The 13,629-nt window shown below is 65.5% G+C and carries 10 protein-coding genes and 1 tRNA gene; 6 read left to right on the forward strand and 5 right to left on the reverse strand.

Annotated features, from left to right (window positions below; translation table 11 throughout):
* The first annotated feature begins 1 nt into the window (after window position 1).
* From KVT37_RS02165 to KVT37_RS02185, 5 genes are all read left to right on the forward strand, one after another.
* On the forward strand, window positions 2-964 hold the full coding sequence (locus tag KVT37_RS02165; RefSeq protein WP_217569153.1) for a CoA ester lyase: 963 nt from the start codon (window positions 2-4) through the stop codon (window positions 962-964).
* 19 nt (window positions 965-983) lie between these two features.
* The gene (locus tag KVT37_RS02170) at window positions 984-2,171 is read left to right on the forward strand and encodes a malate--CoA ligase subunit beta (RefSeq protein ID WP_217569156.1); all 1,188 of its coding nucleotides are present in this window, start codon (window positions 984-986) and stop codon (window positions 2,169-2,171) included.
* 13 nt (window positions 2,172-2,184) lie between these two features.
* Window positions 2,185-3,084: a succinate--CoA ligase subunit alpha gene (sucD, locus tag KVT37_RS02175; protein ID WP_126054042.1), complete on the forward strand. Its 900-nt coding sequence runs from the start codon at window positions 2,185-2,187 to the stop codon at window positions 3,082-3,084.
* Window positions 3,085-3,173: 89 nt separating this feature from the next.
* The gene (locus KVT37_RS02180; protein ID WP_217569157.1) at window positions 3,174-4,142 is read left to right on the forward strand and encodes a D-glycerate dehydrogenase; all 969 of its coding nucleotides are present in this window, start codon (window positions 3,174-3,176) and stop codon (window positions 4,140-4,142) included.
* Between the two features lie 66 nt (window positions 4,143-4,208).
* Window positions 4,209-6,893, forward strand: coding sequence for a phosphoenolpyruvate carboxylase (locus KVT37_RS02185; RefSeq protein WP_217569159.1), 2,685 nt, complete (start codon window positions 4,209-4,211; stop codon window positions 6,891-6,893).
* A gap of 156 nt (window positions 6,894-7,049) precedes the next feature.
* Here KVT37_RS02185 and KVT37_RS02190 read toward each other — a convergent pair.
* Window positions 7,050-7,134 (reverse strand) — tRNA-Leu (locus KVT37_RS02190).
* A gap of 238 nt (window positions 7,135-7,372) precedes the next feature.
* Here KVT37_RS02190 and lipB point away from each other — a divergent pair.
* Window positions 7,373-8,116: a lipoyl(octanoyl) transferase LipB gene (gene lipB / locus KVT37_RS02195; protein ID WP_217569161.1), complete on the forward strand. Its 744-nt coding sequence runs from the start codon at window positions 7,373-7,375 to the stop codon at window positions 8,114-8,116.
* A 10-nt stretch (window positions 8,117-8,126) separates the two neighbouring features.
* Here lipB and KVT37_RS02200 read toward each other — a convergent pair whose 3' ends face one another.
* From KVT37_RS02200 to proS, 4 genes are all read right to left on the reverse strand, one after another.
* Window positions 8,127-9,377, reverse strand: coding sequence for a site-2 protease family protein (locus tag KVT37_RS02200; protein WP_217569163.1), 1,251 nt, complete (start codon window positions 9,375-9,377; stop codon window positions 8,127-8,129).
* Between the two features lie 688 nt (window positions 9,378-10,065).
* A complete protein-coding gene (locus KVT37_RS02205; RefSeq protein WP_217569165.1) occupies window positions 10,066-10,749 on the reverse strand; it encodes an ABC transporter ATP-binding protein in 684 nt (227 codons plus the stop codon).
* Window positions 10,746-12,032 (reverse strand): lipoprotein-releasing ABC transporter permease subunit, encoded by a 1,287-nt coding sequence (locus KVT37_RS02210; protein WP_217569167.1) that lies wholly within the window; start codon window positions 12,030-12,032, stop codon window positions 10,746-10,748. Before KVT37_RS02210 ends, KVT37_RS02205 begins: the two co-directional genes overlap by 4 nt.
* Complete coding sequence (proS, locus tag KVT37_RS02215) at window positions 12,029-13,357, reverse strand: proline--tRNA ligase (protein WP_217569169.1); 1,329 nt, start codon at window positions 13,355-13,357, stop codon at window positions 12,029-12,031. The genes KVT37_RS02210 and proS overlap by 4 nt, the downstream gene beginning before the upstream one ends.
* Window positions 13,358-13,629 lie beyond the last annotated feature (272 nt).

Genomic DNA, 13,629 nt, shown 5'->3' on the forward strand with positions numbered 1-13,629 from the left:
CATGAGCCACACCATCAACCATCTGAAGAAGCTCAGACTCCAGCGCAGCGAACTGGCCGTGCCCGGCTCCAGCCCGGAGATGATCGACAAGGCGGCGAACAGCGCAGCCGACTTCGTCTTCCTCGACATCGAGGACGCCGTCGCGCCGCCCGACAAGGAACGCGCCCGCAAGAACATCATCCAGGCGCTGAACGACATCGACTGGCGCGCCAAGGGCAAGGCCGTCTCGGTGCGCATCAACGGCCTCGACACCCATTACATGTACCGCGATGTCGTCGACGTCATGGAACAGGCCGGCGACAAGCTGGACACGATCCTGGTGCCGAAGGTTGGCGTTCCGGCGGACCTCTATATGGTCGAGGCGATGGTCAACCAGATCGAGATGGCCAAGGGCTTCAAGACCCGTGTCGGCCTCGAAGCGCTGATCGAGACGGCGCTCGGCATGGCCAATGTCGAGGCGATCGCCGCCACGCCCGGACGGCTGGAGGCGATGCATTTCGGCGTCGCCGACTATGCCGCGAGCAACAAGGCGCGCACCGTCAACATCGGCGGGCTCAACCCCGATTATCCCGGCGATCAATGGCATTTCGCTTTGTCGCGCATGACCGTTGCCTGCCGCGCCTATGGCTTGCGCGCCATCGACGGGCCGTTCGGCGATTTCTCCGATCCGGAAGGCTACAAGGCGGCCGCCCGGCGCGCCGCGGCCCTCGGCATCGAGGGCAAATGGGCAATCCACCCTTCACAAATCGCGCTGGCCAACGACGTGTTCTCGCCGCCGGAAAAGGAAGTCACGCGCGCCCGCCGCATCCTCGAAGTGCTGAAGGAAGCGGAAGCGCTCGGCAAGGGCGCCGCCGCCCTCGACGGCAAGATGATCGACGCCGCGTCGGAGCGCATGGCGCGCAACGTGCTGGTGGTGAACGAGGCGATCGAACGCGCCAGCCAGGCGCACGCCGCCGCGCAGTAGAAAATACCGGGAGGACAGAATGGACATTCACGAATATCAGGCCAAGGAACTGCTCGCCCGTCATGGCGTGCACGTGCCGCGCGGCGGCCTCGCCTACAGCCCCGAGCAGGCGACGTACCGCGCCAGGGAGATCGGCGGCTCGAAATGGGTGCTGAAGGCGCAGGTCCATTCCGGCGCGCGCGGCAAGGCCGGCGGCATCAAGCTCTGCTCGAACGACGAGGAGATCTCCAACGCCGCCGAAGCCATGCTCGGCCGCAAGTTGGTGACGCACCAGACCGGCCCGCGCGGCAAGCTGATCTCGCGCCTCTATCTCGAGGAAGCCGTCGACATCGCGCAGGAGCTCTATCTCGGCTTCGTGCTCGACCGTAAGGAAGAGCGCGTCATGATCGTGGCCTCGGCCGCCGGCGGCATGGAGATCGAGGACATCTCCGAGAAGCAGCCGGATTCGATCATCCGCGCCACCGTCGATCCCGGCGTCGGCATGCAGGGTTTCCAGGCGCGCGAGATTGCCTTCGGCCTCGGGCTTGAGAGCAATCTGATCGGCAAGGCGACCGAAACCATCCTTGGTTGCTACCAGGTGTTCCGCGACTACGACGCCTCGATGCTGGAGATCAATCCGCTAGTGGTGACGCGCGACGGCAGCCTCGTCGCGCTCGACGCCAAAATGTCGTTCGACGAGAACGCGCTGTTCCGCCGCCCGGAAATCTCCGAGTTGCGCGACAAGAGCCAGGAAGATCCGCGCGAGACCTTCGCTAGCGATCGCGGCCTCTCCTATGTCGGCCTGGAAGGTAATATCGGCTGCATCATCAACGGCGCCGGCCTCGCCATGGCGACGATGGACATGATCAAGATCGCCGGCGGCGAGCCGGCGAACTTCCTCGACATCGGCGGCGGCGCCTCGCCGGAACGCGTGGCGAAATCCTTCCGCGCTGTGCTGGGCGACAAGAACGTCGAGACCATCCTGGTCAACATCTTCGCCGGCATCAACCGCTGCGACTGGGTGGCCGAGGGCGTCATCAAGGCGATCCGCGAGGTCGGCGTCGACGTGCCGCTGGTGGTGCGGCTGTCCGGCACCAAGGTGGAGGAAGGACGCAAGATCCTGGCCGACTCCGGCGAGGCGGTGATCGTCGCCGACACGCTGGCCGAAGCCGCCGAAAAGGCCGTCGCGGCCTGGCGCGAAGCCACCAAGAACAAAAAAGCAGCCTGAGGGAGGTCGAGAAATGGCAATCCTGCTCAACCGCAGCACCCGCGTCATCGTCCAGGGTTTCACCGGCAAGATCGGCAGCTTCCACGCCGAGGACATGAAGCGCTACGGCACCAAGCTGGTCGGCGGAGTCACCCCCGGCAAAGGCGGCCAGACGCATCTCGGCCTGCCCATCTTCAACACCGTCAAGGGCGCCGTGCGCGAGACCCGCGCCGAGGCCAGCATCGTCTTCGTGCCGCCGCCCTTCGCCGCCGATTCGATCATGGAAGCGGCCGATGCCGGCATCAAGCTTTGCGTCTGCATCACCGACGGCATCCCCTCGCAGGATATGATGCAGGTGAAGCGCTACATGCGCCGCTACCGCTTCGAGGACCGCATGCGCCTGGTCGGCCCGAACTGCGCCGGCGTCATCACGCCCGGACAGGCGCTGATGGGCATCATGCCGGGCAGCATCTATCTGCCCGGCCGCGTCGGCATCGTCGGTCGCTCCGGCACGCTCGGCTATGAGGCCGCCTCGCAGATGAAGGCGCTGGGCATCGGCGTCTCGACCAGCGTCGGCATCGGCGGCGACCCGATCAACGGCTCGTCCTTCAAGGACATCCTGCAGCTCTTCGAGCGCGACGAGGACACCGACGCGGTGGTGATGATCGGCGAGATCGGCGGCCCGCAGGAAGCCGAAGCCGCGATCTGGGCGCGCGACAATATGCGGAAGCCGCTGATTGCCTATATCGCCGGCCTTTCCGCCCCGAAGGGCCGCCGCATGGGCCATGCCGGCGCCATCATCTCCGCCTTCGGCGAGTCGGCGCAGGAAAAGGTCGAGATCCTCAAGGAAGCCGGCGTCGTCATCGTGCCGACGCCTGCCTCCTTCGGCGAGGTCGTGGCCGATACGCTGGCGCGGACCAAGAAGGCAGCGTGACGGCCGACCGGGCGAAGGCCGCAAAGCTGTGAAGTCTGTTTCGGGCCGGCGCAAGTATCGCGGCGGCCCATCGATCGGCAGGAAATTCGATGAAACCGCGTTTGATTGTCACCCGCAGATGGCCGGCCGCCGTCGAGGCGATCCTCGCCGAGCGCTTCGACACCACGCTCAACGCCAGCGACGAGCCGCTGAGCCCAGCCGCCATGACGTCCGCTTTCGCGGATTATGACGCGATCCTGGCGACGGTCAGCGACCGCTTGCCGGTCGCGGTGTTTCCAGACAGTGCCGCCCGCACCAGGATCATCGCCAATTTCGGCGTCGGCTTCAGCCATATCGATGTCGCGGCGGCCCGCGACCGCGACATCGTCGTGACCAACACGCCCGGCGTGCTGACCGACTGCACCGCCGACCTTGCGCTGAGCCTTATCCTGGCCGTCGCGCGCCGGACCGGTGAAGGCGAACGGCAGCTCAGGGCCGGAGAATGGCGCGGATGGTCGCCGACCCACATGGCCGGCGCGAAAGTGTCGGGCAAGACGCTCGGCATCGTCGGCATGGGGCGCATCGGCAAGGCGACCGCCAGGCGCGCCCATTTCGGCTTCGGCATGAAGATCGTCTTCTTCAATCGCTCGCCGGTCGATGACGCCGAGACGCGCGCCATGGGCGCGGTGCAGATGCCAAATCTGGACGATGTACTTGCTGCATCCGATTTCGTGTCGCTGCACTGTCCGGGCGGCGCGGAGAACCGCCACCTCATCGATGCCCGGCGCCTGCGGCTGATGAAAGCCGGCGCGTTCCTGATCAACACGGCGCGCGGCGACGTCGTCGACCAGGATGCCCTGACCGGCGCGCTGGAACGGCGCGAGATCGCCGGCGCGGGTCTCGATGTCTTTGACGGCGAGCCGGCCGTTCCGGAGGCGCTGAAGCGCTTGGAGAACGTGGTGCTGCTGCCGCATCTCGGCAGCGCGACCGAGGAAACGCGGGTGGCGATGGGCATGAAGGTGGTGGAGAACCTGACCGCCTTCTTCGAAGGTCGCCCGGTCCCCGACCGGGTCGCCTGACAGCCGGCACCGCTCTCCATTCAGGGCGCGGCCGCAATTGCAATCGATGCGGACGAGGAAGCGGCTTTGGAACAGAGCAAGCGCATAAGATTTCGCGAGGACGAGCGCAGCCTGCTGTTGCGCCTGCTGCTTCAGGTGGCAAGCGCGCGCGAGCCCGAGATCGCCGCGGTCCTGAGCGGGCGCAGGTCGCTTGTCTCCCTCGCCCCGGAGCAGCGCATCCCGGCGCTTCAGGCGAGCGGCGTGTGGTTCCAACTGCTGACGATCGCCGACGAGCTGCTTGCCATGCGGGCACGGCGCGAGCTCGAACAGGGCGCGGGCGTCGACGAGGTGCCCGGCTCCTTCGCCAGCGTCATCGCGCAGATGGCGGCGAGCGGCCATTCGGCGGCGGAAGCCCAGGCGGCGCTCGACGCGCTTTGCGTCGGCCCGACCATGACCGCGCATCCGACCGAGGCCAAACGAGTCACGGTGCTGGAGATCCACCGCCGCATCTATCGCAAGCTGACCGAGCTCGACCAACCGCGCTGGGCGCCGCGCGAGCGCGACCTTCTGGTCGCCGACCTGGAAAGCGAGATCGAGCTTCTGTGGATGACCGGCGAGCTGCGGCTGGAGCGCCCGACGGTGGAACGCGAGATCGCCTGGGGCCTGCATTTCTTCCGCGAAGTCATCTTCGAGGCGACGCCGCAACTCTATGGCAAGCTGCAAGGTGCGTTCGAGCGTCACTATCCGGGCGAACCGATCAAAATTTCTTCCTTCATGCGTTATGCCTCGTGGATCGGCGGCGACCGCGACGGCAATCCGAATGTGACGGCCGAAGTCACCGCCCAGGCCATGGCCGAATACCGCGACACCGCCATAGGCTGGTATCTGACGCAGGTGCAGCGGCTGGTGTCGGTGCTCAGCGCCAGCTCGAACGTCATCGACCTGCCGATGAGCTTCAGGCTGGTGCTGCAAACCGCGCTTGAGAAGAGCGGCGAGGCTGAAGAGATCGCAGCGCGTAACCCTGACGAGCCGCTGCGCCAGTTCGCTTCGGCCCTGCTTGCCCGGCTGGTCGCCACCCGGGACGGCGGTAAGGCAGCCTACCCGTCCGCCGAGGCGTTTCGCGCCGATCTGAACGCGCTGTCCTCGGTGCTCGACGCGATCGGCGGGCGTGCGGTGGCCAGGCGTTTCGTCCAGCCGCTGCTCTGGCAGGTCGGCAGCTTCGGTTTCCGCACCGTCTCGCTCGACATCCGGCAGAACTCCACGGTGGTCAACCGGGTGCTGGCCGAACTGTTCGCGCTGACGGATCCTGCCGATCCGGCCATTCCCGGCACGCCGCAATGGTCGGCGCGCATTCGCGCGGGCCTCAGCCAGGGCGAGCGGCTGGAGGTCGACGAAGGGCGGCTCTCGCCGGAGGCAGCGGAGCTGCTCTCGACATTCTCGGTTGTCGCCAGGCAAATCTCGGGCACTGATGCCGACGCGGTCGGCTCCTTCGTGCTCAGCATGACCCGCTCGGCCGACGATCTGCTCGCGGTCTATCTGCTGGCGCAATATTGCGGTCTGTCGACCGCGCCCGGTGGCGGCGGCACGATCAGGCTGCGGATCGTGCCGTTGTTCGAGACCATCGCCGACCTGCAGGCCGCCCCCGCCATCCTGAATGGATTGCTCGGCGTTTCGCTGGTGCGGCGCACGGTGCGCGATTTCGGAGCGCGCCAGGAAATCATGCTTGGCTATTCGGATTCCAACAAGGACGGCGGTTTCCTCGCCTCCAATTGGGAACTAGCAAAAGCGCAAAAGCGCCTCGCCGCCATCGGCCGCAAGCACAACACCCGGGTCAGTTTCTTTCACGGCCGCGGCGGTTCCGTCAGCCGTGGCGGCGCGCCGACCGGTCGGGCGATCGCCGCACAGCCGCAAGGCACGGTCGCCGGAGCCATGCGAGTGACCGAGCAGGGCGAGGTCGTGTCGTCGAAATTCGCCAATCGCGGCACCGGCCTCAACCAGCTCGAGGTTCTCGCCGCCGCCGTGCTGGCGCACGGTGTCCGATCGGCCGGCGATGCCGTGACGAAGGAATCGCCGGAGTTCGATGAAGCGCTGGAAGCGCTGGCCGGCATGTCGCAGGCGTCCTATGCCGGCTTGATGGCCGAGCCGGGCTTCCTCGATTATTTCAACCAGGCAAGCCCGGTCGCCGAACTGGCGCTCTTGAAAATGGGCTCACGCCCAGACCGCCGTTTCGGCGCCAGCGGCATTGCCGACCTGCGCGCGATCCCCTGGGTGTTCGCCTGGAGCCAAAACCGGCACCTGCTGACCGGCTGGTATGGCATCGGCAGCGCGCTCAGCGCCTTCGTTACGGTGCGCGGCGAGGCCGGGCGCGAGCTTCTGGCGCGCATGTTCGAGCACTCGCGCTTCTTCCGCCTGATCGTCGACGAGGCGGAAAAGACGCTCTACCAGTCCGATATGGAGATCGCGCGGCTCTATGCCGGCCTGGTGTCCGACAGCGATGCGGCCAGCAGAATCTATATGCGCATCGCCGCCGAATACGAGCTGACGCGACGCCTGATCGGCGACCTCACCGGCGGCGACCTCTCCGCGCGCTTCCCGATGTTCAAGCGGCGCTTCGACAATCTGCGCCGGCAGATGGACGACATCCACCGGCTGCAGGTCGACCTGCTGCGCGAAGTCCGGGGAAGCACTGGCACGGCGGATCAAAAGCGGGCGACCGACGCCCTGCTGGTGTCGATCAACTGCATCTCGGCTGGCCTGGGATGGACGGGGTAGGCTCGGTTTTTTGCTCAGTGACTGACCGGAAAACTCAAAGCAGCGGCGCGGTCCTCAGGACTTGGCGCCGCTTCTGTTTTGACCCGCAGGATACAGGCGGCGCGGCAACCGCTCGCCGGCTTGCGAGGTCATCCAAGTAACATCTTTGGAGGAGAATGGTGCGGTCGAGAAGACTCGAACTTCCACGGGTTGCCCCACAGCGACCTCAACGCTGCGCGTCTACCAATTCCGCCACGACCGCACGTGGTAGGAGCCGGAACCGTCCGGCCCGGGGCCTGTAGCAAATCGTTTCCGGCGAAACAAGTGCGCTGTGCGGAATATTCGTGAATGCATGTCGCCCAAAGGTGCGCAGCGGTTTTGGGCGAACGACATGCAGCGTGCAAAGCGGCTTGCACAACCCTCCGCAGGTCGGCTTCACGCGGCGGAACTGGACGTTTTGGCCGATTGCCGCCATATGAGAGGAACATCGAGAAAGTTCCATGACAGAACGCAGCCAGATCGCCACGTCGTTCCTGCCACTCCCCGGTTCGGCGCCGGTGGAATGGGTGATCGAACCCGGCCTCACCGCCTATCCGGATGCGCTGGCCTTCATGGAAGCGCGCGCCGAGGCGATCCGCAGCGGCGCGGCGGGCGAGATGGTCTGGCTGGTCGAACACCCGCCGCTTTACACCGCCGGCACCAGCGCCCGCAGCGAGGATCTGATCGATCCCGACCGGTTTCCGGTCTTTGCCGCCGGGCGCGGCGGCGAATACACCTATCACGGCCCCGGCCAGCGCGTGGCCTATGTCATGCTCGACCTGAAGCGCCGGCGCGAGGATGTGCGCGCCTTCGTCGCGGCGCTCGAGCAATGGATCATCGGCACGCTCGCCGCCTTCAATGTGCGCGGCGAGCGGCGCGAGGACCGCGTCGGCGTCTGGGTGGTGCGGCCGGACCGCCCTGCCCTGCCGGGCGGCACGCCGGCCGAGGACAAGATCGCGGCGATCGGCATCCGGCTGCGGCGCTGGGTGAGCTTTCACGGCATCGCCATCAATGTCGAGCCGGAGCTCGGCCATTTCGGCGGCATCGTGCCCTGCGGCGTCTCGGACCATGGCGTGACCAGCCTGGTCGACCTCGGCTTGCCGGTCACCATGGCCGATCTCGACCTGGCGCTGAAATCCGCTTTCGAGGATGTTTTTGGGCCTGCCGCAGCCCCTGCCAGCGAAATGGCCCGCAGGGCAGGCTGATCCCTCGCCGTCACATAAGGTGAGCTGACGCCCACAGCATGCCGTAACCGTGAATGGCAAACACAGCCAGCAGCGCGCCGGCCATGGCCAGCCGGTCGAAGGGCTGGATCGGCTTCAGCTCGTGGCGCGGCTTCACGCCGCTGCCCATGGTGATCAGGCTCAGGATCGAGAACACCGCGCCCGCGATCAGCAGGAAGCTCGGCGAGAAACCGGCCCGCCAGCCGAGCGCCAGAAGCGCCGACAGCAGGAAGAAGGACGCCAGCGCCAGCGCGACCGGCCCGGGGCAGATCTGACGCAGCACCTGGCCGCCATCGAATTTCCACACCGGCACGAGATTGGCGATGTTGAACAGCGACGCGCAGCCGGCGAGCGTGGCCAGCATCACCGCGGCCAGCCGGTGTCCCTCGCTGCCGGCAAAGCCACTGGCGGCGATCAGTACCGGCACCAGGAAGGCCGAGAAGCCGGCGCCCATCAGCGCCACGAAGGCGACCTCGAAGCGGCTGTCATAGGGCCTGCCGCCGATGGCGATGCCGCCAAGCAGCGGAATGAAGATCATCCGCGCCCGGCGATGCCCGGTCAGACGGAAGGCCGCCATGTGACCGAGCTCGTGCAAGGCGACTACGGAAGTCAGGATCGCGGCCAGTGCCAAGCCGCCGAGGTTGAGGCCGAAGAAGGGCCAAAGGATCAAGGCCGAAAGCACGGCAAAGCCGACCTGGCTCACCGGATGCTCGAACCAGCCGCCCTTGCGATACGTGCCGGTTGCCGCCCAGACGTCGAGCTTGCGCAGTTCGCGGCGCATGGCGAAGAAGCGAAAGATCAGGAAGGCGACGCCACGATAGCGGTCGGTCTGCGTGAGCGTCACTCTTGTCGCATCTCCCTCGGAGACGAGTTCCGCGGTCTCGCGATAATTCGCCCAGAACGACGGATCGAGCGCCGTATCCTCGACGACCCGCATCGAGAAGCGGCTGCCGTCCACGACATCCTCGAACCGCGCCTTGCGTTCGATCGGCCGACCGTCCCGGCCCTCCCAGGACAGTTTGATCAGCGCGGTCCCCTCGCCGTCCAGCGGCTCGGCGGAGAGGATTTCGCCGGACCATCCGGCATCGCTGCCGAACGGCCATAGCGCCTGCCAGAGGCGATTGCGGTCGGCCTTGATCACGCGGCTGACCGTCACCGTGCGCAGCCCGAGCGGCACGGTCATCAAAAGAAAGATCAGTCCGAGATTGCCGGCCACGAGGGTGACCGTGACGATGACCGACACTGCCTTCGCTCCCTGTCTTGAAGGAGCAGCCTAGCGGCGGCGCGGCCAAGAAAGACTTAACAACAATGGGCGGGCTCTTGCCCGTCCCGAACGGCGGCGATAGCCGCATTCTCACATGGCGCCGATCCAGATGGCCATGGAAACGAGGAAGGTGCTCATGCAAACCAGCGAGACGACATCCTGAACCAGATCAGACATAACTCTCTCCGTTGTTAGTATGTTCGTAATTTGTTCTAATTTTGTTCGAATGTCAACGACCGCCAAGCAGCACGCCGGGGAAATTCGAGGGGTCCGATTGGGCAGGGTTAAGGAAAGGTTGACGTGAGATGCGGGACCGAGAACTTAAGACACGCGCGACTGTCCGCGCGGCAAGCCTCCTCGGATTTGAAGTCCTCTCGGGCGTTTGCGCTGCCCCTCATCTGGCTGCCGCCACCTTCTCCCCGTGAACGGGGAGAAGGAAGCCTGTCGCCGAGGATTTCGCCAATCGCCAACGTCGCAGGAAGGGAGCCAGCATTGCGGCCAGCCTCTTTCTCCCCGTTTACGGGGAGAAATGCCCGGCAGGGCAATGAGGGGCGGCGCCGACTTCGAAAGCTTTACTCGGTCCGAAGCGACTTCCCGGAAAAGACTACGCCAAGAACCATATGGGGCTGCCGTCCGCAGGCGAGCTTCATCCGAATATCGCCTGGCCTCAGAGCGGTACGACCTTCCCCTCGGCCAGCGTCACCCGCCGGTCCATGCGCCCGGCCAGCTCGTGATTGTGGGTGGCGATCAGCGCCGCCAGGCCCGACTGCCGGACCAGCGCCTCGAGCGCATCGAAGACATAGGACGCCGTCGTCGGATCGAGATTGCCGGTCGGCTCGTCGGCCAGAAGCACCAGCGGCGCATTGGCGACCGCGCGGGCAATGGCGACACGTTGCTGCTCGCCGCCCGAAAGCTCGGCCGGCCGGTGCTGCGCGCGCTTGCCGATCTGCATGTAGTCGAGCAGCTGTGCCGCCCGTTCCGCCGCATCCTTGCGCGAAAGCCCCTTGATCAGCTGCGGCATCATGATGTTCTCGAGCGCCGAGAACTCCGGCAGCAGATGATGGAACTGGTAGACGAAGCCGACATCGTTGCGGCGGATCGCCGTGCGTTCCTCGTCCGACAGCCGGCCGCAGGCACGGCCGGCCAGGATCACGTCGCCGGCGTCGGGCCGCTCCAACAGGCCGGCCGTGTGCAGCAGGGTGGACTTGCCGGTGCCCGACGGCGCCACCAGCGCCACCATCTCGCCACGCCGCAGCGAAAAATCAGCGCCGTTCAAAATAGTGAGCTTGCGCGGCCCCTGGACATAGTGCCGCTCGACGCCCTTCAACTCGATAATGGCCTCGGCCATCATTCGTACCTCAAGGCTTCGACGGGATCGAGCCGGGCCGCTCGCCAGGCCGGAAACACGGTCGCGAGGAACGACAGGGCCAGCGCCATGATCACGACATAGGTCGTCTCGCGCGGGTCCATCTTCGCCGGCAGCTGGCTGAGGAAATAGAGCTCGGGGTTGAACAGGATCCTGCCGGTCATCCAGGAAAAGAACTGGCGGATCGATTCGATGTTGACGCAGATGACGACGCCGAGCAGCACGCCGGCTATCGTGCCGGTGACCCCGATCGCCGCCCCCGTCATCAGGAAGATGCGCAGGATCGCGCCGCGCGAGGCACCCATCGTGCGCAGGATGGCGATATCGTGGCCCTTGTCCTTCACCAGCATGATCAGGCCCGAAATGATGTTGAGCGCTGCCACCAGCACGATCAGCGTCAGGATCATGAACATGACGTTGCGCTCGACCTGCAGCGCCGAGAAGAAGGTCTCGTTGCGCTGGCGCCAGTCGACGATGTCGATCGGCCGTTGCGCCGCCTGCTCGACCAGCGGTTTCAGCGCGTCGACCTTGTCGGGATTGTCGACATAGATCTCGATGGTCTGCGCCCGCCCGTCCATGTTGAAATAAAGCTGCGCTTCCGAAAACGGCATATAGACGATCGAGGCGTCATATTCCGACATGCCGACCTCGAAGATCGCCGCCACCTTGTAGCCCTTCATGCGCGGCGTGGTGCCGAGCGGCGTCACGTCGCCATCGGGCGAGATCAGGGTAATGGTGTCGCCAAGCACGAGGCCGAGATTCTCGGCCATGCGCTTGCCGATCGCCACGCCGTCGCCGGTATCGAAACCGTCGAGCGTGCCCTGCTTGACGTTGCTGGCGACAATCGAAATCTTGCCGAGGTCCTCGCCGCGGATGCCGCGCACCAGGGCGCCGGTGCCGCCGCCGACATTGCCTTGCGCCAGCACCTGGCCGTCGATCAGCGGGATGGCGTATTTGACGCCGGCGACGCCGTTGATGCGGCTCGCCACCTGGGCGTAGTCCTCCAGCGGCGAATCGAGCGGCTGCACGATGAGATGGCCGTTGACGCCGAGGATGCGGGTCAGCAATTCGGCGCGAAACCCGTTCATCACCGCCATGACGACGATCAGCGTCGCGACGCCGAGCATGATGCCGAGAAAGGAGATCGAGGCGATGACGGAGATCACCGTCTCCTTGCGGCGCGAGCGCAGGTAACGCCACGCCACCATGCGTTCGAAGCCGGAAAAGGCGCCCGCCCCTGACCTGGCCGCTGCCGCCGGTTCGCTCATGCGGCGATACCCAGGCGCTTCTTGGCCTCGGCGATCGGCAGCGTCTCGCGCTCGCCCGACTTGCGGTTCTTGATCTCGACCTCGCCGGCGGCGACGCCGCGCGGGCCGACGATCACCTGCCACGGCAGGCCGATCAGGTCGGCGGTGGCGAACTTGCCGCCGGGCCGCTGGTCGGTGTCGTCATAGAGCACATCCTTGCCGGCGGCGTTGAGCGCGGCATAGAGCTCGCCGCAGACACGGTCGCATTCGGCGTCGCCGACCTTCATGTTGATCAGGCCGATATCGAACGGCGCCACGGCTTCCGGCCAGATGATGCCGTTCTCGTCATGGCTCGCCTCGATGATCGCCGCGACCAGCCGCGACGGACCGATGCCATAGGAGCCACCCGAAGCGTAGTGGTCCTTGCCGTCGGGGCCGGTCACCTTGGCGTTCATCGGCTTCGAGTATTTCTCACCGAAATGGAAGATGTGGCCGACCTCGATGCCGCGCGCCGAGAGCCGGTCGCCTTCGGAGACCTTTTCCCAGGCCGCCTCGTCATGCATCTCGTCGGTGGCGGCGTAAGGTGTGGTCCATTTCTTCACGATGTCGCCGATCTCGGCGTCGTTGGCGAAGTCGGTCCCGGCGCCCGGCACGTCGAGCGCCAGATAGGCGCGGTCGCAGAACACCTGGCTCTCGCCGGTCTCGGCCAGGATGATGAACTCGTGGCTGAGGTCGCCGCCGATCGGACCGGTGTCGGCGCGCATCGGTATCGCCTGCAGGCCCATGCGCGTGAACGTCCTCAGATAGGAAACGAACATGCGGTTGTAGGCGGCCCTGGCGCCCTCGAAATCGAGGTCGAAGGAATAGGCGTCCTTCATCAGGAACTCTCTGCTGCGCATGACGCCGAAGCGCGGGCGCACCTCGTCGCGGAATTTCCACTGGATGTGGTAGAGGTTCAGCGGCAGGTCCTTGTAGGACTTGACGTAGGCGCGGAAAATCTCGGTGACCATCTCTTCATTGGTCGGACCGTAGAGCATGTCGCGATCCTGGCGATCCTTGATGCGCAGCATCTCCTTGCCGTAATCGTTGTAACGGCCGCTTTCGCGCCACAGATCGGCCGACTGGATGGTCGGCATCAGGATTTCCAGCGCGCCCGCGCGGTCCTGTTCCTCGCGGATGATCCGGCAGACCTTGTCCAGCACGCGCTTGCCCAATGGCAGCCACGAAAAGCTGCCCTGCCCCTGCTGGCGGATCATGCCGGCGCGCAGCATCAGCCGATGCGAGACGATTTCGGCCTCGCGGGGATTTTCTTTGAGAATGGGCAGGAAATAGCGCGACAAACGCATGGACTGGTCCGTGAATGAAAAATGACGCGCGGGAATCGGCGCGAAAGGGCTGCTTGCCCGGGCTTCATAGCCATTTCATGGCGGAATGGGAACCCGAGTGCCCCAAAGTATCGGGGTCTTCTGCACCTTACCAAAAAGGCGATTTTGGCCGCAAAGTGCCGCAAATGGCTATTTGATCGATTCACAAGCAAGCCTTGCCGCACTATTGTGCAGTGCAGCACGATATTGCCTGTTTCGAGGCAAAATTCTTCGTGACATTTTCACCTGCCTTG

The sequence above is a fragment of the Mesorhizobium sp. GbtcB19 genome, from assembly GCF_019091085.1.
GTDB lineage: Bacteria > Pseudomonadota > Alphaproteobacteria > Rhizobiales > Rhizobiaceae > Mesorhizobium.